The following is an 18,368-nucleotide window of genomic DNA, read 5'->3' as shown; positions in this document are numbered from 1 at the left end:
GTTATCTCTTTTTTTTATAAAAGTGCGGTTAAAAATGACCGCACTTTTACACAATAAAAAAGGAAGTCCGTAGACTTCCTTTTAGGTTATTTCAACTTAATTATTTTTGACGCATTGCCGGGAATAGGATCACATCACGGATAGATGGTGCGTTAGCAAAAAGCATTGCTAAGCGGTCGATACCTAAACCTTCACCTGCTGTTGGTGGCAAGCCGTGTTCAAGTGCAACAACGAAGTCATCATCTTTAAACATTGCTTCATCATCACCCGCTTCTTTTGCTGCAACTTGTGCATCAAAACGTTCGTTTTGGTCTTCTGCATCGTTTAATTCTGAGAAACCGTTACCAATTTCACGTCCGCCGATGAATAATTCAAAACGGTCAGTCACTTCAGGGTTTTCATCATTACGACGTGCAAGTGGTGAAATCTCTGCTGGATGTGCCATTAAGAAGGTTGGTTGAATTAGATGATGTTCAGCCACTTCTTCAAAGATTGCATTCACAATAGAGCCTAAGCCCCAAGATTTTTGTACTTCGATACCTAAGCGTTCAGCGGTTGCTTTTGCACGATCGAAGTCGTAAAGATCTTCTTTTACGATACCTTTATCTGCACCATATTTAATGGTTGCATCATGTAATGTAATACGCTCAAATGGTTTGCCGAAGTCAAATTCTAAATCACCGTATTTCACAATGGTGGTACCAAGAATATCAATGGCTAGTTTGCGTAATAATTCCTCGGTATTATCCATTAAATCGTGATAATCCGCATAAGCTTGGTAGTATTCAAGCATGGTGAATTCTGGATTATGACGAACAGAAACCCCTTCATTACGGAAGTTACGGTTTAATTCGAATACGCGTTCAAAACCACCAACCACTAAACGTTTTAAGTAAAGTTCTGGTGCAATACGAAGATACATATCAACGTCTAATGCATTGTGGTGAGTGATAAATGGACGAGCAGACGCACCGCCTGGAATCACTTGTAGCATTGGAGTTTCAACTTCCATGAAACCTTTAGAAATAAAGAATTCACGAATACCAGCAACCACTTTTGAACGAATAATAAATGTGCGGCGAGATTCTTCATTAGAAATTAAATCTAAGTAACGTTGACGATAACGCGCTTCCATGTCGGTTAAACCATGGAATTTGTTTGGTAACGGACGAAGTGCTTTGGTTAAAAGTTGAACTTCAGTTGTTTTGATGGTTAATTCATTGGTTTTGGTTTTGAAAAGTGTACCTTTCACGCCAATGATATCACCTAAATCCCAGCTACCCACATCTTCAGCATAAATTCCTTCTGGAAGATTATCACGAGCAACGTATAATTGAATTTTGCCACTCATATCTTGCAAGGTAATAAAGGTGGCTTTACCCATTGCACGACGAGTCATAATACGACCGGCAACAGCTACTTCAATGGCTTTTTCTTTTAATACTTCGCCATCTTCGGCTTCGTACTTATCATGTAAATCTTGGGCAAGGGCGTCACGACGAAATTGATTTGGAAATGCATTACCTTTTGCTCGTAATGCAGCTAATTTTTCACGGCGAACAAGCATTTCGCCATGGAGATCTAATTCTTTCACTTCTTGTTCTGACATATCCTTTACCTCACTGGTTTTACTTAGAATGTGATTTATTAAAAATAGAATCTTCTTATTCTACCTATAGCATTGTTTTTTGTTAAGCCTTTTTTAATTAAGTCATCTTTTTTAGTCAGAAAGTTTAACAAATTGAATAGTAGCAAGAGAAATCATGTAATTTTATGGCATTAATACTTATTTCTAGATTGTGGGCTACTATATAAAAATATAAATAAAAAAGTGCGGTCAATTTTATCAGCGTTTTTAAAAATGTTTGAAAAGTTGACCACACTTTTAGCGATATTAAGAATTATAGATCGAAATCGTCGAAATCTTTGGTGTCTACTTTGGAGTCAATTTGACCCACAAGATAAGAACTTACTTCCACTTCTTGTGGCGCCACTTGTACGTTATCAGAAACAAGCCATGCGTTAATCCATGGAATTGGGTTAGAACGCGCACCAAATGGTAATGGAAGCCCAACCGCTTGCATACGGATGTTGGTGATGTATTCCACGTATTGCACCAAAATGTCTTTGTTCAAACCAATCATTGAACCGTCTTTGAATAAGTAATCCGCCCATTCTTTTTCTTGTTCCGCTGCCGCTAAGAATAAATCATAGGCTTCTTGTTTACATTCTTCTGCAATTTCCGCCATTTCCGGATCGTCTTGTCCCGCCGCCATGATATTTAAAATGTGCTGCGTACCGGTTAAGTGCAACGCTTCATCACGGGCGATAAATTTAATAATTTTCGCATTGCCTTCCATTAATTGACGTTCCGCAAAGGCAAAGGAGCATGCGAAAGACACATAGAAACGAATGGCTTCTAAGGCGTTGACGCTCATTAAGCAAAGGTAAAGTTGTTTTTTCAAATTACGCAATGTGACGACACATTCTTTGCCATCCACGGTGTAAGTGCCTTCGCCGTACAGGCTGTAAAGTTGGCTATCACGGATTAAATCATCGTAGTAAGAAGAAATATCACGCGCACGTTTGATGATTTCTTCGTTGGTCACGATGTCATCAAACACGATAGATGGGTCGTTCACAATGTTACGAATAATGTGGGTATAAGAACGCGAGTGGATGGTTTCAGAGAAGGTCCAAGTCTCAATCCAAGTTTCTAATTCAGGAATCGACACTAACGGTAATAATGCAACGTTCGGGCTACGGCCTTGAATAGAATCTAATAAGGTTTGATATTTTAAGTTACTGATGAAAATGTGTTTTTCATGCTCAGGTAACGCGGCATAGTCGATACGGTCTTGCGACACATCTACTTCTTCCGGACGCCAGAAGAAAGAAAGTTGTTTTTCAATGAGCTTTTCAAACGTCTCATATTTTTGTTGATCGTAACGGGCAACGTTAACGTTTTGACCAAAGAACATCGGTTCTTTTAACTGGTCGTTTTTGTTTTGTGAGAAAGTGGTGTATGCCATTTTATTTCCTTAAAGACTATTTACAATGAAATGTTTTAAATTATGTGGTACATATTGCGTTCCAAAATTACATATTAAATCTTCGAAATTTAATTCAATCAGATAGTTATTAAATCCATAACTCTTTAATTTTTTTATTTTTTCTGTGCTTAAACTTGAGTTTTTATGTAAATTATTTTCTGGTGGTTTAAAATAATTAATTAAAATTTGCTCGCAAGCTTCAATATATATGTCTTTAGGTATTTTTAAGCTATTAGAAAATGCAATTTCAAACATAAATACACATATTTCATCACCATCAAGATTACTTCTTGGGCTTAAAATAGGTAACCATTTTTCATGATTAATTATTCTGGATATTATTCCTTTTTTATCATTTGATTTTCCTATATAGATAATATCGCTTTTTATAAAATTTTTATCTATAGGATACTTAAAATAATTGATTAGTTTATATGTGTCTAATTCTAGATTCTTTTGGCTTAGAGGGTCATATAAACTAGCGAATGATAAATTTATTTCAGTAATACTAGCAAGCTTTTTATACTTATTTTCCAATTCTAATTGAGAAACACATTTATTTGGATAGTATAAATTTGCCATTTTTTGGTTTATTATATATTCTAAAGATAACTTTTTTTCTTTTGCTATAGGTAGCAATAGTTCTTCATAGTATTGATACATATCAAAAGCAAATCTTTTCTTCTGTTTTAGATTATTTATGAAATTACCTGTTATTTTATACTCTTCTTTTATTTTAATGCTTTCAAAAAATATATTTTTCTTAATAAAAAAATATATGTTAGCTTTTTTTGTTGTTAGCTCATTAAATAATAAATGCTTTTCCTCTATACTAAGATCTCTAACAGAAAAGAATTGGAAATTTCTAAAATGAATATGAAATATATTATTCATTATCATATATCTTCTTCCTGATTTTCTTAAATAATAATCTTTTTAATAAAAAAAGGTCAATTTTGAAAATTCTTCATTTTTTTACTGACCTAATTCTTTCTCTATATTAAATCTTACACGCTCCGCCCGCACAGCCGTCATCTAAATCTTCTTGGCTGTCTTCGGCACCATCACGGGTGTTTTGATAGTAGAGGGTTTTTAAGCCGTATTTGTAAGCGGTTAACAGATCTTTTAACAACACTTTCATCGGTACTTTGCCGTCTTCAAAACGTTTCGGATCGTAGTTGGTGTTGGCGGAGATGGCTTGGTCTACGAATTTTTGCATGATGCCGACCAAGTGCAAGTAGCCGTCGTTGCCCGGGATGTCCCAAAGCAATTCGTAGTTTTCACCGAGGTTTTCATAATCCGGCACCACTTGTTTCAAAATACCGTCTTTCGAAGCTTTGACGCTCACGTGGCCGCGTGGCGGTTCGATACCGTTGGTGGCGTTGGAAATCTGTGAAGAGGTTTCCGACGGCATTAAGGCAGTGAGGGTAGAGTTGCGCAAACCGAATTCTTTAATGTCGCGGCGTAGGCTTTCCCAATCATAATGCAACGGCTCGGAGGTTAAGCTGTCGATGTCTTTTTTGTATGTATCGATTGGTAAAATGCCTTGCGCATAAGTGGTTTCGTGGAAGTATTCACACGCACCTTGTTCTTTCGCCAAGTTCATGGAGGCTTTCAATAGGTAATATTGAATGGCTTCGAAAGTGCGGTGTGTTAAATCGTTTGCACTGCCATCAGAATAACGCACGCCGTGTTTCGCCAAGTAGTACGCATAGTTAATGACGCCGATACCTAAAGAACGACGGGCAAGTGAACTGCGTTTTGCCGCAATCACCGGATAATCTTGGTAATCCAATAAAGCATCTAATGCACGCACCGCAAGATCCGCCAGATTGTCTAGCTCGTCTAAGTTTTCCAATTTGCCCAAGTTAAAGGCGGAAAGGGTACAAAGGGCGATTTCGCCTTGTTCATCGTTAATGTGGCTTAACGGTTTGGTCGGTAAGGCGATTTCCAAGCAAAGATTAGATTGACGCACTGGCGCCACTTTCGGATCAAACGGCGAGTGGGTGTTGCAGTGATCCACATTGTGAATGTAAATACGACCGGTGGACGCACGTTCCTGCATTAATAAAGAGAACAATTCCACGGCTTTCACGGTACGTTTACGAATGGACGGATCCTGTTCGTATTGTACGTAAAGTTCTTCAAACTTGTCTTGATCCGCAAAGAACGCTTCGTAAAGTCCCGGCACGTCGGACGGGCTGAATAAGGTAATGTCGCCTCCTTTGATTAAGCGTTGGTACATTAATTTGTTAAGTTGTACGCCGTAGTCCATGTGACGCACGCGGTTGTCTTCCACACCACGGTTGTTTTTCAACACTAACAGGCTTTCTACTTCTAAGTGCCAAATCGGGTAGTACACGGTTGCCGCACCGCCACGCACGCCGCCTTGAGAGCAGGATTTCACGGCAGTTTGGAAATATTTATAGAACGGAATACAACCGGTATGGAATGCTTCACCGCCACGAATTTGGCTACCAAGGGCTCGAATCGCACCGGCATTTACACCGATACCGGCACGTTGAGAAACGTATTTCACGATGGCAGAGGCGGTGGCGTTAATGGAATCTAAGCTATCGCCACATTCAATCAACACACAAGAGCTGAATTGACGGGTTGGAGTGCGTACGCCTGCCATGATTGGGGTTGGCAAGGAAATTTTGAAGGTGGAGGTTGCATCATAGAAGCGACGGATATAATCCAAACGGGTTTCTTGCGGGTATTTGGAGAACAGACTTGCCGCCACTAATAAATAGAGGAATTGTGCGGATTCGTAGATCTCACCGGTCACGCGGTTTTGGACTAAATATTTGCCTTCTAATTGCTTCACTGCCGCATAAGAGAAGGTCATGTCGCGCCAATGGTCGATAAAACCGTCCATTTCGTCCCATTCTTCACGGGTGTAATCATCCAACAAAGCATGATCGTATTTGCCCATGCGCACGAGTTTTTTCACATGATCGTATAAGCGTGGCGGATCGAAATGGCCGTAGGCTTTTTTACGCAAATGGAACACCGCAAGGCGCGCAGCAAGATATTGATAATCCGGCGTATCTTTGCTGATTAAGTCCGCAGCCGCTTTGATAATGGTCTCGTGAATATCGGAGGTACGAATACCTTCATAAAACTGAATGTGTGAACGTAATTCTACTTGCGACACGGACACATTTTCCAATCCTTCTGCTGCCCAAGTGATTACACGGTGAATTTTATCAAGATTAATTGGTTCCAGTTTTCCGTCACGTTTTGTGACCATCAATGCCTTATTCATGGAAGATAAACCTGTTAGAGTAATGATTGAAAAAACACAATATATTGTGTCATAAATTTAATATTGCACAAGATAGAGTGTTTTGACATTGAATTCAAGTAGTAAATTTTTTGTCAAAATTATTGACAAAATATAAGTTATTTAAAATAAATAACTTTTTTTTTCGAATGGTGTTTTTTTAAACAAAATCTTTTTCATAAAACCTTGTAAAGAAAAAAGTGCGGTCAAAAACAAGATGGTTTCTGACCGCACTTTAATCTTTAAAAAAATAGTTAATTCAAATACTTAAATACTTTAATGACTTTTTGAACACCTGTGACTTTACTTGCAATTTCTGCGGCTGAATCACCTTGTGATTGAGTAACGTTTCCAAGTAAGAATACTTCACCATTTTCAGTGATCACTTTTACATCCGTTGCTTTTACATTGTCACCAACAAAGAGCTTCGATTTAATTTGTGTGGTAATCCAGCTGTCTTTGGTAATTTGACCAAAGTTAATTTTATTGCCTACGCGTAATTCGTTATAAACATCACTTACACCTTCTACGCCTTTTGCAAGGCTGGTTGCAGTTTCTTTTACACTTTCATTCGGAACTTGACCAATTAATAATACGCGACCACTATAGGAAACCGCATGTACACGACCTTCAGATTTAATCTGTGCATCTTTATCTAATGCATTTTCGACTTTTACTTCTAATGTTTCATCATCGACTTGCGTCCCCATTGTTCGAGGATCTGTTGCAATTTTTGCTCCCGCAGCGGCGCCACCGAGTACAGCAGCTACACAGCCTTGTAATATAATGGATGCCCCGAGCACGAAAGCTAATTTTTTAAATGGGGTTAATTTCATTATTAATCTCCTTTTCATAAATGAGTGAGTCAACTATTAGTCAATTAATTTTAGAAATAGTTTGGTTGGAAAATCCTTTAATGTCAAGCTCTTGGGAAAAGTGTACTATCAACAAGCTCACAAAGTGCATTAATGACGAATAAATGATTTTCTAAGATACGCGCTTCTTTGGTAGCAGGAATAGAGATTTCTAAATCTGCTTCAGCTAACACACCTTGAATCGCATCATTGTTTGCACCGGTTAAGGCAATGACCTGAATTTCTTTGTTGACGGCATTAGCAATCGTATTTAGCACTGCTTTTTCTGTTCCAAGAGGCGCAAAGGCTATCAATAAATCGCCAGGCTTTGCGATGGCGTTAAATTGATGTTGATACAGTTGATCGATAGGTTGATCAAAAACCAGTGAAGAACCGACCGCACTTTCAAGGCTAAGATGTACGGATGGTAGACTTGGGCGCTCAAAATCGTAACGATTGAGCAAGTTTGATACTAAAAATTGGGCATTCGCGTAAGAGCGAGCGACGCCACAGGCAATCACTTTATGACCACTTAACAAACATTGCATGACCATTTGTGTGGCAGTGGCAATATTTTCTGATAATAGACTTGAAGCAGAGATTTGAATCTGAATACTTTCGCTATAAATATCTTTAACTTTTTGTAACATAATCGGAAAAGGTTAATCGAGAAAATTAGGAATCCATTGGATATCACTGGCGTTTTTTCCAAAGGCGATAAGATCAAAACGACAATCCGCATCTTCGAGGCTTAGGTTGCGTTTAGCAAGCCATAAATTTGCGGCATTTAGCCATTTTTGTTGCTTTTGCCAATCCACACTTTCAACGGCGGATCCAAATGCTGAGCTGGAGCGTTGACGAACTTCAACAAACACAATAGTTTGTTCGTCTTGCATAACGAGATCTAATTCACCGCATTTGAAATGTTGATTCGCCGCGATGAATTTGAGACCTTTAGACTCTAAGAAAAGGCGGGCTTGATGTTCAAAGCCCGCCCCTTGTTGACGTTTTAATGAAAACATGGATTAGTTCGCAACCGCTACCACGTTACCATCTTGTACTTGATACCATGTCATATCGCGATCCACATCACAGTTTGAATCCGCGCTAAGCTGACCGGTTAAACCGCTTAAGGTATAACCTGGTACTTGGCGTAATTCATTAAAGTGGTTGATGAGCAACCATGCATCAGAACCCATTGCATATAAACGCATTAATTGGAATTCACCACCAGTTGAGCCAGCCACTTTTTGATATTGTGAAGAATCGCTTTGTTTAAAGAATGGAATATCACTAAATTGAATGCCATTCATTTTTGCATAGTATTCCGGTGTATTACTTGCCGCATTAGAACGAGAGCTTGCATAAATACGGACGTTCGGATTGCTGGTATCTAAATAACCTTTGATTTCAGCCAATTCATCTGGTGAGGAGATGACATAAAGCGCACTTGTATCTTGCGGTGCACCTTGGAAGAAGTAGGTAATATCAGCTGGTAAGTTATAGTAGCGAATATTCGCATCTGTGCCCGCTAAACGTTGCCAACGCACGTTGAATGCATTACCAACACGTTGCCCTAAATCATTTTGTGGCATTGCAACGATTGGATTACGAATACCATCTTTCCACATTTTGTTTGCTGCTGATTCCGCTTCATCTTCAGGTGATAAACCGTAATAGCACATTTGGTTAATTGCACGCGCATTTGGTGTTGCATTTAATGCGAGCACGTCCATACCTTGCACTGCGCTTGGATTCGCAATGATGGCATCAACATTTTGTTTAAGTAATGGACCCACTAACGCTTTAATACCCGATGCTTTTGCCTGTGCAATAATGTCATTAATCGGGGTGGTCGATGAGTCAAACACTTGTACTGGAATGGTTGAGTCACCTTTTGCATCATTGAAACCTGATTGAATCGTTGTACCTAAGATTTGGCCATCGCCGCTTAAAGGTAAAACTAAACCAATTTGAGCTAAATTCGTTTGTTGGAAATTCAACAAGCTTTCTAGCTCTTTAGGGAAAAAGGTTGCCGCAACGTGATTTGGATAAGCTGATTTCCAGCTTTGTAATGCTTGGCTTAATTGTACCGGCTGACGGATGTTGTCATTATAAGCTTTAATTAGGGTGAGCCAACCGCCTAATGCCACGCTACCTTCATCAGAGGCATTATTGATGACAGCAGTATTCGCAGAACGGAGTAACGACCACGTTTTATCAACATTATCTTTACGACGTTGCATGTCTGTTAAGTTCTCATCCATTTTAATACGCGCTTTCACCGCTTCAATCACATCTTTACGATTTTCTGCTGTTTGAGCAAAGGTTTCGTAATAACGAGATTTTTGTGATGGACTTAATTTAGTCAGATCGAGTGCACGCAATTTACCTTCAGCAACATCATTATTGCCTTTTGCTGCGGCGATGCGCGCTTCAATTAACGTGCGATCTAATTGTTGTGCTTCGTTTAAGTCAACTAACTCCGTTAATAACTCTTCCGCTTGGGGTACTTTATTTTCAGAAATTAGTACACGAGCGGCTAAGAGTTTGTAAGTTTGTTGATCTTCTTTATCCTGTGTTTGCCCTAATTTGTTCATATAAAATTCAGAACTTGCATTGGCATCACGTTGTAATGTTTGGGTAAAGCTACTACCAAATAAGTTAGAACAACCTGCTAATGCAACAGACAATAAAATCGGCATTAAACGTTTTTTAAAACGACCGCCTTGTAATAGAATAGACATATTCGCTCCATAATGAATAAATCAATAATGGGCGATCTTACTTATCTCACAATGTAAAAGCAAACAAAAATGAATGATTTAACCGGAATTTTATATATTGTCGCCACACCAATCGGGAATTTACAAGATATTACACAACGTGCTTTAGAGACCTTTTCGCAAGTAGATTTAATTGCTGCGGAAGACACGCGCCACAGTGGTTTATTGCTCAGCCATTATGGTATCAAAAAGCCTTTTTTCGCCTTGCATGATCACAATGAACAAGAAAAAGCACATGTGTTGGTAGAAAAGCTAAAACAAGGTACCAATATTGCATTAATTTCTGATGCAGGAACGCCCTTGATTAACGATCCGGGTTTTCATTTAGTGCGTCAATGTCGTGAGGCAGGCATTAAAGTAGTACCGTTACCCGGTGCTTGTGCAGCAATTACGGCATTATGTGCATCGGGCATTGCGTCAGACCGTTTTTGCTTTGAAGGTTTTTTACCTGCGAAAACTAAGGCGCGTAAAGATAAGTTAGAAAACGTCGCAGAAGAAGACCGCACTTTAATCTTCTATGAATCAACTCACCGCATTTTAGATACCCTTGCCGATATGCAAGATGTATTAGGTGGCGAACGCTATGTTGTACTTGCACGTGAAATTACGAAAACATGGGAAACCATTGCAGGGGATAAATTAAGTGATCTTCGTCAATGGTTAAGTGAAGATCCGAATCGTACAAAAGGTGAGATGGTGTTAATCGTGGAAGGCAAACCCAAATCAGAAGAGAGCGAAGAATTTTCACCACAAGCAATTAAAGCGCTCACTTTGATTGCTAAAGAACTCCCTTTAAAAAAGGCTGCGGCGATAGTGGCAGAACTTTATGGTTATAAGAAAAATGCCTTATACCAATTTGGATTGGATAATTTAGATTAGTCAAAAAACTATCTCTCTCTTTAGCAAAGAGGGGCTAGAGGAGATTTGGCAGAATTAATTTTTATAAATTTCGGAGAACAAATGTTAAAACAGGTTTCAGATACCTTACTTGCACCAAGCAATTTATCGCATCAATCATTGCTTAATATTTTTGATGTGATGTCACATCGTCATATTGATTATGCGGATCTTTATTTTCAATTAAGTCAAGATGAAAGCTGGGTATTAGAAGACAGCATTATTAAAGAAGGTGGCTTTCATATTGATCGCGGTGTTGGTGTGCGCGCCGTTTCTGGCGAGAAAACAGGCTTTGCGTATTCTGATCAAATCAATTTAGCGTCATTACAACAATGTGTCGAGGCTGTAAAAGGTATTGCACAAATTAAAGAAGGCAATTTAATTTCGCCTCAAGCATTTAATGCGGTGAATGCGGTTCAGCGTTATGCGGCGATTAACCCGTTAGAAAGTTTAAGTAAAGAAAAAAAGATCGAGTTATTACACCTCGTGGATCGTACAGCGCGAGCCGAAGATCCTCGAGTTACGCATGTTTCCGTAGCATTAAGTTCGATTTATGAAGAAGTGTTAGTGGTCGCAACAGATGGCACACTTGCTGCAGATATCCGTCCACTTGTGCGTTTATCCATTTCTGTTCTTGTGGAGGAAGATGGTAAACGTGAGCGCGGTAGCTGTGGTTCAGGTGGACGCTTTGGCTTAGATTGGTTCTTTGAAGTGGTAAATGGGGATATTCGTGCCGTTAATTTTGCAAAAGAGGCTGTTCGTCAAGCCCTTGTGAATCTAAGTGCGGTCGCTGCACCGGCAGGATTAATGCCTGTGGTATTGGGAGCCGGTTGGCCTGGCGTCTTGCTTCATGAAGCTGTAGGGCATGGTTTAGAAGGGGATTTCAACCGTAAAGAAAGTTCCTTATTTACGGGTAAAATTGGTGAGTTAGTGACGTCGCCATTATGTACGATTGTGGATGACGGTACATTACAAAACCGCCGTGGTTCTTTAACCATTGATGATGAAGGTGTACCAAGTCAGTGTAACGTTTTAATCAAAGATGGGATTTTGCAAGGCTACATGCAAGATAAACTCAATGCACGATTAATGGGCGTGAAACCAACGGGGAATGGTCGTCGTGAATCTTATGCACATTTACCAATGCCACGAATGACGAATACCTATATGTTAGCGGGGCAAAGCAAATTTGACGATTTAATCGCTTCTGTGGATCGCGGTATTTATGCACCGCACTTTGGTGGTGGGCAAGTGGATATTACCTCAGGTAAATTTGTGTTCTCAACTTCTGAGGCTTATCTCATTGAAAAAGGTAAAATCACGAAACCGGTTAAAGGCGCAACGTTAATCGGTAGCGGTATTGATGTCATGCAAAAAGTCTCTATGGTCGCAGATGAAACCGATTTGGATCTCGGGATTGGCGTTTGTGGCAAAGATGGTCAAAGTGTGCCGGTCGGTGTCGGTCAGCCAGCCTTGAAAATTGATGAAATCACCGTTGGTGGAACAAATTAAACATAGAGCCCGATAATCATATCGGGCTTTTTATTTCCTTCGTATCTAAGTGCGGTCAGTTTTTCATCTATTTTGATTAGTCAGTTTCTGATGAATAATCATTGCGTTAGGCTAAAAGTTAAACACACCACGCATTTATCTCGATTCTTTTATGATCCCTATCACAATATCTTGTAAAACCAGTTAAAAAAATTCCCCAAATAACCCTAATAAGTGATACATTTACCGTCGCATGACTTTTTGTCATTTAAGAGACAGGGACAGGCGTGAGTTTGTCTGAAATTTCATCAACCAGAGGGAAACATTTATGTTAATTGGTGTACCTAGAGAACTGCTTGATAGCGAAAATCGTGTGGCGGCGACGCCAAAAACGGTTCAGCAGATCTTAAAACTGGGCTTTGACGTCATCGTAGAATACAATGCGGGATTTAAAGCAAGTTTTGAAGACCAAGCATTTATCGACGCCGGCGCAAAAATTGGCTCAAGTTCAGAAGTGTGGCATTCGGATGTGATTTTTAAAGTGAATCCACCAACGGATGCAGAAATTGATCAAATGAAGGAAGGTGCAACACTTGTGAGCTTCATTTGGCGCGCACAAAATCCGGATTTAATGAAAAAACTCACGTCGAAAAAAATTAATGTATTAGCGATGGATTCTGTGCCACGTATTTCCCGTGCGCAAGCGCTTGATGCATTAAGCTCTATGGCGAATATTTCTGGTTATCGTGCGGTGATTGAAGCAGCTCATGAATTTGGTAGTTTCTTCACTGGACAAATTACCGCCGCAGGTAAAGTGCCACCGGCAAAAGTGTTAGTCATTGGTGCGGGTGTTGCAGGTCTAGCGGCGATTGGTGCAGCGAATAGCCTTGGTGCGATTGTACGAGCTTTTGACTCTCGTCCAGAAGTAAAAGAACAAGTACAAAGTATGGGCGCGTCTTTCTTAGAAATTGATTTCAAAGAAGAAGGCGGCAGCGGCGATGGTTACGCGAAAGTAATGTCAGAAGAATTTAACCGTCGCGCGATGGAGCTTTATGCGGAACAAGCCAAAGAAGTGGATATCATTATTACCACTGCGGCGATTCCGGGTAAACCAGCACCTCGCTTGATCACGAAAGAAATGGTTGATTCCATGAAACCGGGTTCTGTGGTGGTGGATTTAGCGGCTGCAACAGGCGGTAACTGTGCTTACACTGAAGCTGGCAAAGTAGTCACCACTGAAAACCAAGTGAAAGTGATTGGTTACACCGATTTCCCAAGCCGTTTACCGACACAATCTTCCCAACTTTACGGTACAAACTTAGTTAATTTATTAAAACTACTTTGTAAAGAAAAAGACGGCAAGATCAATATCGATTTTGACGATGTGGTATTACGCGGTGTGACCGTGGTACGTGATGGGGAAGAAATTCCACCGGCACAAATCCAAGTGTCCGCACAACCAAAACAAGAAGCAAAAGCGGCACAAAGTGCGGTTAAAAAAGAGGAAGAAAAACTGGCAGATCCTCGTATTAAATACGGTGTGATGGCGGGTGTTGGTGTGTTATTCCTCTGGCTTGCGTCTGTGGCGCCAGCGGCATTCCTTTCTCACTTCACCGTATTCGTATTGGCTTGTGTAGTTGGTTACTATGTGGTTTGGAACGTTAGCCACGCTTTACACACTCCACTTATGGCGGTAACCAATGCGATTTCAGGTATCATCATTGTGGGTGCATTATTGCAAATCAGACAGCCAACAGGCAACTTCTTCATTGATGTATTAGCCTTTGTGGCAATCTTGGTGGCAAGCATCAACATCTTTGGTGGTTTCCGTGTAACCCAACGTATGTTGGCGATGTTTAGAAAAGGTTAAGGAGAAGACGATGTCTGAAGGTTTAGTACAAGCAGCCTATATTATCGCTGCATTACTTTTCATTATGAGCTTAGCCGGTCTTTCTAAACATGAAACGGCAAAAGCCGGTTGTTGGTATGGTATTGTCGGTATGACAATTGCCCTTGTTGCAACCATTTTCGGCCCACAATCTGAAGGCACATTATGGATCATCATTGCGATGATCATCGGTGGCGTGATTGGTGTTCAACGTGCATTAAAAGTTGAAATGACTGAAATGCCAGAACTCGTTGCGATCCTTCATAGCTTTGTAGGTTTAGCAGCCGTACTCGTAGGCTTTAACAGCTATGGCTTAACACATGAAACTGATCCTGTGTTAATGAATATCCATAACGTTGAAGTATTCTTAGGGATCTTCATCGGTGCGGTAACATTCACGGGTTCTATCGTCGCATTCGGTAAATTAAGCGGCAAAATCAATTCAAAAGCGTTAATGTTGCCACATCGCCATAAATTAAATTTAGCAGCGTTAGTCGTATCTGCTTTATTGATGATAGCCTTCTTAAATAATCCAGATAGTATATTCCCAGTATTACTCATGACCGCGATTGCACTTGCATTCGGCTGGCACTTAGTGGCATCTATCGGTGGTGCGGATATGCCGGTTGTGGTTTCAATGCTTAACTCTTATTCTGGTTGGGCAGCGGCTGCAGCAGGTTTCATGCTAAGCAATGACTTGCTTATCGTTACTGGTGCATTAGTGGGTTCTTCTGGTGCGATTCTTTCTTACATTATGTGTAAAGCGATGAACCGCTCATTTATCAGCGTTATCGCAGGTGGTTTTGGTAATGATGTTCAAGTATCTTCTGATGAAGAACAAGGCGAACACCGTGAAACAACCGCAGAAGAAGTGGCTGAATTACTCAAAAATGCAAGCTCTGTGATTATCACGCCAGGATATGGTATGGCGGTAGCACAAGCGCAATATCCAGTCGCAGAAATTACGGCGAAATTGCGTGAGCGTGGTATTAACGTGCGTTTCGGTATTCACCCTGTTGCAGGTCGTTTACCCGGCCATATGAACGTACTTTTAGCAGAAGCGAAAGTGCCTTATGACATCGTGCTTGAAATGGATGAAATCAATGATGATTTCGCGGATACCGATGTGGTATTAGTTATCGGTGCAAACGACACCGTAAACCCAGCAGCGATGGAAGATCCAAACAGCCCAATCGCAGGTATGCCAGTGTTAGAAGTATGGAAAGCACAAAACGTTATCGTATTCAAACGCTCTATGGCGGTGGGTTACGCAGGCGTTCAAAACCCATTATTCTTCAAAGAAAACACTCAAATGCTCTTTGGTGATGCAAAAGAACGTGTTGATGACATTCTTACAGCATTAAACAAATAAGCAAAAAATTGAAGTAAAACTGACCGCACTTTGAGAGATTAAAGTGCGGTTTTTTATCGATTGAATTTTTCTTGTAATTATTTAGAATGATTCAATATTTAATTTTTAAAGAGAATTTTATGAATAAATCCTTATTTTTCTTATTGCTTTTTTCTTTTTCAACTTCTGCTTTCGCATTATTTCCAATTGAGAATGATTGGACAAAGCATCACTTGCAAGGAAAAGTGAAATCAATTAAATCCAAGGATGAAGGTAATTCAGCCTTGCCCGATAATGGGACAGTAAGTTATCTAGATAGCTTTTATAACGAACAAGGCTTTTTGATAAAAGAAAAGGAACAGGGCGTTCTTTTTGATAAAGAAAAGATCACAATTCGTTACTATAAGTATGATGATCAGAATCGATTATTAGAAATTCAAGATGACAATGTAACTGAAACCAATCCTGAGCTGAAAACATTTAGTACATTTTATCGTTATGTAGATAATCCAGATGGTAGTGGTGTCGTGCAGTTTGTAGAATATAAGGACACACCAGATTTTTCATCATTATATAAAGAACATTTTTATGATAAAGCGGGTACTTTGCTCAAAACTCAAGAGTATGATGTAGAGAATAAAACAACATCAGAGATAAAAAAATACGACTATGAGAATGGTAAACTGAGCAAAATATGTCGTATTGAAGATAATGTAGAAAAAGATTGCGATATTTATCATTACGAAAATGATGGTTCATTTACCGAATCTTTAAACGTTTTTATCAATAGTGTGAAAAATTCTTTTGATAAAAATCATCGCTTATTAAAAAGTGAAATTTTTAGCGTTGGAATACGCATCAACTGGATAACCGTATCATACCAATTTGATAAACATGGCAATGTTATTGAAGAGATAATCTATAACAAAGATGGTGTATGGAAAAGTAAAAAGACTTATCAATATGAATATTATGAATAGGCTTCAATGTAAGCGCTGACAGTAAAAATGGGGTTGTTTTTTATTAGATGTGTCTTGCTAAAAAATACAAAAGTGCGGTCAAAATTGACCGCACTTTTTTACATTAACGTTGAATCAAATAGCGTAATTTGGTGCCATCTTGTTCTACGCTTAATAGTGTGTAACCGTGGTTTTTAGTATCAACAGGAATGTTGTTGATAGATTGAGCACAGTCACTTAATAGCTCTAAAATTTCGCCTTTTTGCAATTGAGGCATGGTTTCGAGCATCACGATTGCTGGATACGGGCAAGGTTCACCTAGCGTATCTAACGTGTAATCTGGGGTGATGTCTTTTGGATCTTTATCTAATTTTTGAACAACGGTAAATGCCATAATAATGTCCTCTTTTTTGAATGAATTCGTTAATATTTTATTAGCAGCCACAAGCTTGTGGATTTGCTGCGGCGATTTTTGCTTTGGCTTTTTTCAAGAAATGGCGTTCCCACCAAACTACGGCAATTAAGCAAAGAATAAGCAAGCCATAATTCACTAATAAACCGCCAACAGGGCCAAAGGATTTCAATAAGTTAAGTTTTTCGTAATCTAACGCAAGTACAGGGGCAAGATCGTCCCAGGCGTAGGCTAAATAGGTTGAACCAATAACGTTACCCACACCTACCCACATAAAGTGAACTTGGCCTTCCATTGAGCGATACATCCAACCGGTTTCACATCCGCCTGCTAACACAATACCGAAGCCAAATAATAAACCACCGATAATTGCATTTGGACCCGCCCACATGATTTTGGCAGGGACGCCTAATTGAATGTAGCTGAATACGCCAAGCGTACCCACGATAATACCGAAGATAATCGCTTTTGCCATATAAGCACGACCTGTTACCCATAAGTCACGGAAAGCCGAGGTAAAGCAGATTTGAGCACGTTCAATTAATAAGCCAAATGCTAAACCACAAAGCATTGCAAAACCCAGTTTAACTGAGTTTGTCATCACATAAAGGGAAGCGATAAGATAGGCAAAAAAGACCACCATGCCAATCCAAAAACGACGATTTGCTTGTTTCGGGTCAGTTTCTTGTAATTTTGCCGCGCCTTTTTTCAATTCTAATTTCACACGGAATATCGGAAGTAAGGTGACTTTCACCCCGGCATAAGTACCCACAGCAGTGGCAATAGTAAAGAACCAAGCATGAACCGAAAATTGTGGAATACCCGTGAAGAGAGAGGCAAGGTTACAGCCCATTGCTAAACGAGCGCCGAAACCGGCTAATGCACCACCAATGAGCGCTTGAATAATACGGCGTTTGTGCGGCTGGTTACGCCATTTCACATTATTTGCCCAAAGTGCAGCAGAAATACAACCGGCGAACATACCTAAGATCATTACACCATCAATACGGGTGAAGATCGTGCCTTGCATGCCGATAATTTTATAATAGCTCCAGTCGGACACATCGACGCCTAGCGCTTGCAAAGCATGACCGCCCCAACGGGTAAATTCCCCGGTAACCGCCCAATAAGTGCCAGTTACCCCAAAGTAATAAGCTGAAATGAGCCCTGCAGCAATAACTGCCGCGACAGGATTCCAGTATTTGATCAGATAATTTTGTTTAAATTGCTGCAAAATCTCTTTCATGAGTGAGTAAATCCTTAAAATGAAATGATGATTTGCAAGTGCGGTATAAAATGAAGAGATTTTTTAAGTGTCTGCCATTTTCCTATACACAAAACTTGCGATATAAGACAAATGAATTGTCGAGCAAGATAATAGCATTTGT

The 18,368-nt window shown here is 39.8% G+C and carries 15 protein-coding genes; 5 read left to right on the top strand and 10 right to left on the bottom strand.

The window, feature by feature from the left end:
- Positions 1-100 precede the first annotated feature (100 nt).
- From lysS to DPV95_RS08190, 8 genes are all read right to left on the bottom strand, one after another.
- Positions 101-1,609, bottom strand: a complete 1,509-nt coding sequence (gene lysS / locus DPV95_RS08225; RefSeq protein ID WP_049367016.1) for a lysine--tRNA ligase — start codon at positions 1,607-1,609, stop codon at positions 101-103.
- A gap of 292 nt (positions 1,610-1,901) precedes the next feature.
- Positions 1,902-3,032, bottom strand: a complete 1,131-nt coding sequence (gene nrdB, locus DPV95_RS08220; protein ID WP_049362524.1) for a class Ia ribonucleoside-diphosphate reductase subunit beta — start codon at positions 3,030-3,032, stop codon at positions 1,902-1,904.
- A 9-nt stretch (positions 3,033-3,041) separates the two neighbouring features.
- Positions 3,042-3,953, bottom strand: a complete 912-nt coding sequence (locus tag DPV95_RS08215) for a hypothetical protein (protein ID WP_049367015.1) — start codon at positions 3,951-3,953, stop codon at positions 3,042-3,044.
- A 100-nt stretch (positions 3,954-4,053) separates the two neighbouring features.
- Entirely contained in the window at positions 4,054-6,324 is a 2,271-nt protein-coding gene (gene nrdA / locus DPV95_RS08210; protein ID WP_111406918.1) for a class 1a ribonucleoside-diphosphate reductase subunit alpha, read from the bottom strand.
- Positions 6,325-6,596: 272 nt separating this feature from the next.
- Positions 6,597-7,178 carry a division/outer membrane stress-associated lipid-binding lipoprotein gene (gene dolP / locus DPV95_RS08205; RefSeq protein ID WP_049380346.1) on the bottom strand — a complete coding sequence of 194 codons (582 nt, stop codon included), beginning with the start codon at positions 7,176-7,178 and terminating at the stop codon, positions 6,597-6,599.
- Between the two features lie 83 nt (positions 7,179-7,261).
- Positions 7,262-7,846: a D-sedoheptulose-7-phosphate isomerase gene (locus tag DPV95_RS08200; RefSeq protein WP_049365806.1), complete on the bottom strand. Its 585-nt coding sequence runs from the start codon at positions 7,844-7,846 to the stop codon at positions 7,262-7,264.
- Positions 7,847-7,858: 12 nt separating this feature from the next.
- Entirely contained in the window at positions 7,859-8,218 is a 360-nt protein-coding gene (locus DPV95_RS08195; protein ID WP_111406917.1) for a YraN family protein, read from the bottom strand.
- A 3-nt stretch (positions 8,219-8,221) separates the two neighbouring features.
- Positions 8,222-9,943 carry a penicillin-binding protein activator gene (locus DPV95_RS08190; RefSeq protein ID WP_111406916.1) on the bottom strand — a complete coding sequence of 574 codons (1,722 nt, stop codon included), beginning with the start codon at positions 9,941-9,943 and terminating at the stop codon, positions 8,222-8,224.
- Positions 9,944-10,012: 69 nt separating this feature from the next.
- Here DPV95_RS08190 and rsmI point away from each other — a divergent pair, with 69 nt between their 5' ends.
- The 5 genes from rsmI to DPV95_RS08165 all read left to right on the top strand — a co-directional run bounded on the left by rsmI (position 10,013) and on the right by DPV95_RS08165 (position 16,589).
- Positions 10,013-10,861 (top strand): 16S rRNA (cytidine(1402)-2'-O)-methyltransferase, encoded by an 849-nt coding sequence (rsmI, locus tag DPV95_RS08185; protein ID WP_049380348.1) that lies wholly within the window; start codon positions 10,013-10,015, stop codon positions 10,859-10,861.
- An 81-nt stretch (positions 10,862-10,942) separates the two neighbouring features.
- Positions 10,943-12,391 carry a metalloprotease TldD gene (tldD, locus tag DPV95_RS08180; RefSeq protein ID WP_111406915.1) on the top strand — a complete coding sequence of 483 codons (1,449 nt, stop codon included), beginning with the start codon at positions 10,943-10,945 and terminating at the stop codon, positions 12,389-12,391.
- Between the two features lie 307 nt (positions 12,392-12,698).
- Positions 12,699-14,240: a Re/Si-specific NAD(P)(+) transhydrogenase subunit alpha gene (gene pntA, locus DPV95_RS08175; protein ID WP_111406914.1), complete on the top strand. Its 1,542-nt coding sequence runs from the start codon at positions 12,699-12,701 to the stop codon at positions 14,238-14,240.
- Between the two features lie 10 nt (positions 14,241-14,250).
- Positions 14,251-15,630: a Re/Si-specific NAD(P)(+) transhydrogenase subunit beta gene (gene pntB / locus DPV95_RS08170; RefSeq protein WP_049367006.1), complete on the top strand. Its 1,380-nt coding sequence runs from the start codon at positions 14,251-14,253 to the stop codon at positions 15,628-15,630.
- Positions 15,631-15,749: 119 nt separating this feature from the next.
- Positions 15,750-16,589: a hypothetical protein gene (locus DPV95_RS08165; RefSeq protein WP_049367005.1), complete on the top strand. Its 840-nt coding sequence runs from the start codon at positions 15,750-15,752 to the stop codon at positions 16,587-16,589.
- A gap of 103 nt (positions 16,590-16,692) precedes the next feature.
- Here DPV95_RS08165 and yedF read toward each other — a convergent pair whose 3' ends face one another.
- Positions 16,693-16,962, bottom strand: a complete 270-nt coding sequence (gene yedF, locus DPV95_RS08160) for a sulfurtransferase-like selenium metabolism protein YedF (RefSeq protein WP_005696304.1) — start codon at positions 16,960-16,962, stop codon at positions 16,693-16,695.
- A 40-nt stretch (positions 16,963-17,002) separates the two neighbouring features.
- Positions 17,003-18,226 carry a selenium metabolism membrane protein YedE/FdhT gene (gene yedE, locus DPV95_RS08155; protein WP_049367004.1) on the bottom strand — a complete coding sequence of 408 codons (1,224 nt, stop codon included), beginning with the start codon at positions 18,224-18,226 and terminating at the stop codon, positions 17,003-17,005.
- Between the last annotated feature and the right edge of the window lie 142 nt (positions 18,227-18,368).

Origin of the sequence: Haemophilus parainfluenzae, assembly GCF_003252755.1 — a bacterium.
Lineage (GTDB): Bacteria > Pseudomonadota > Gammaproteobacteria > Enterobacterales > Pasteurellaceae > Haemophilus_D > Haemophilus_D parainfluenzae_N.
The sequence above is the reverse complement of the archived record's forward strand: the minus strand, read 5'-3'. Positions and strand labels throughout refer to the sequence as shown.

Bases quoted from the DNA above. Each gene is read 5' to 3' on its own strand.
- DPV95_RS08195 (WP_111406917.1), bottom strand. From the start codon at position 8,218: ATGTTTTCATTAAAACGTCAACAAGGGGCGGGCTTTGAACATCAAGCC.
- tldD (WP_111406915.1), top strand. From the start codon at position 10,943: ATGTTAAAACAGGTTTCAGATACCTTACTTGCACCAAGCAATTTATCG.
- DPV95_RS08200 (WP_049365806.1), bottom strand. From the start codon at position 7,846: ATGTTACAAAAAGTTAAAGATATTTATAGCGAAAGTATTCAGATTCAA.
- yedE (WP_049367004.1), bottom strand. From the start codon at position 18,226: ATGAAAGAGATTTTGCAGCAATTTAAACAAAATTATCTGATCAAATAC.
- DPV95_RS08165 (WP_049367005.1), top strand. From the start codon at position 15,750: ATGAATAAATCCTTATTTTTCTTATTGCTTTTTTCTTTTTCAACTTCT.
- nrdB (WP_049362524.1), bottom strand. From the start codon at position 3,032: ATGGCATACACCACTTTCTCACAAAACAAAAACGACCAGTTAAAAGAA.
- pntA (WP_111406914.1), top strand. From the start codon at position 12,699: ATGTTAATTGGTGTACCTAGAGAACTGCTTGATAGCGAAAATCGTGTG.
- nrdA (WP_111406918.1), bottom strand. From the start codon at position 6,324: ATGAATAAGGCATTGATGGTCACAAAACGTGACGGAAAACTGGAACCA.
- pntB (WP_049367006.1), top strand. From the start codon at position 14,251: ATGTCTGAAGGTTTAGTACAAGCAGCCTATATTATCGCTGCATTACTT.
- rsmI (WP_049380348.1), top strand. From the start codon at position 10,013: ATGAATGATTTAACCGGAATTTTATATATTGTCGCCACACCAATCGGG.
- yedF (WP_005696304.1), bottom strand. From the start codon at position 16,962: ATGGCATTTACCGTTGTTCAAAAATTAGATAAAGATCCAAAAGACATC.
- DPV95_RS08215 (WP_049367015.1), bottom strand. From the start codon at position 3,953: ATGATAATGAATAATATATTTCATATTCATTTTAGAAATTTCCAATTC.
- dolP (WP_049380346.1), bottom strand. From the start codon at position 7,178: ATGAAATTAACCCCATTTAAAAAATTAGCTTTCGTGCTCGGGGCATCC.
- DPV95_RS08190 (WP_111406916.1), bottom strand. From the start codon at position 9,943: ATGTCTATTCTATTACAAGGCGGTCGTTTTAAAAAACGTTTAATGCCG.
- lysS (WP_049367016.1), bottom strand. From the start codon at position 1,609: ATGTCAGAACAAGAAGTGAAAGAATTAGATCTCCATGGCGAAATGCTT.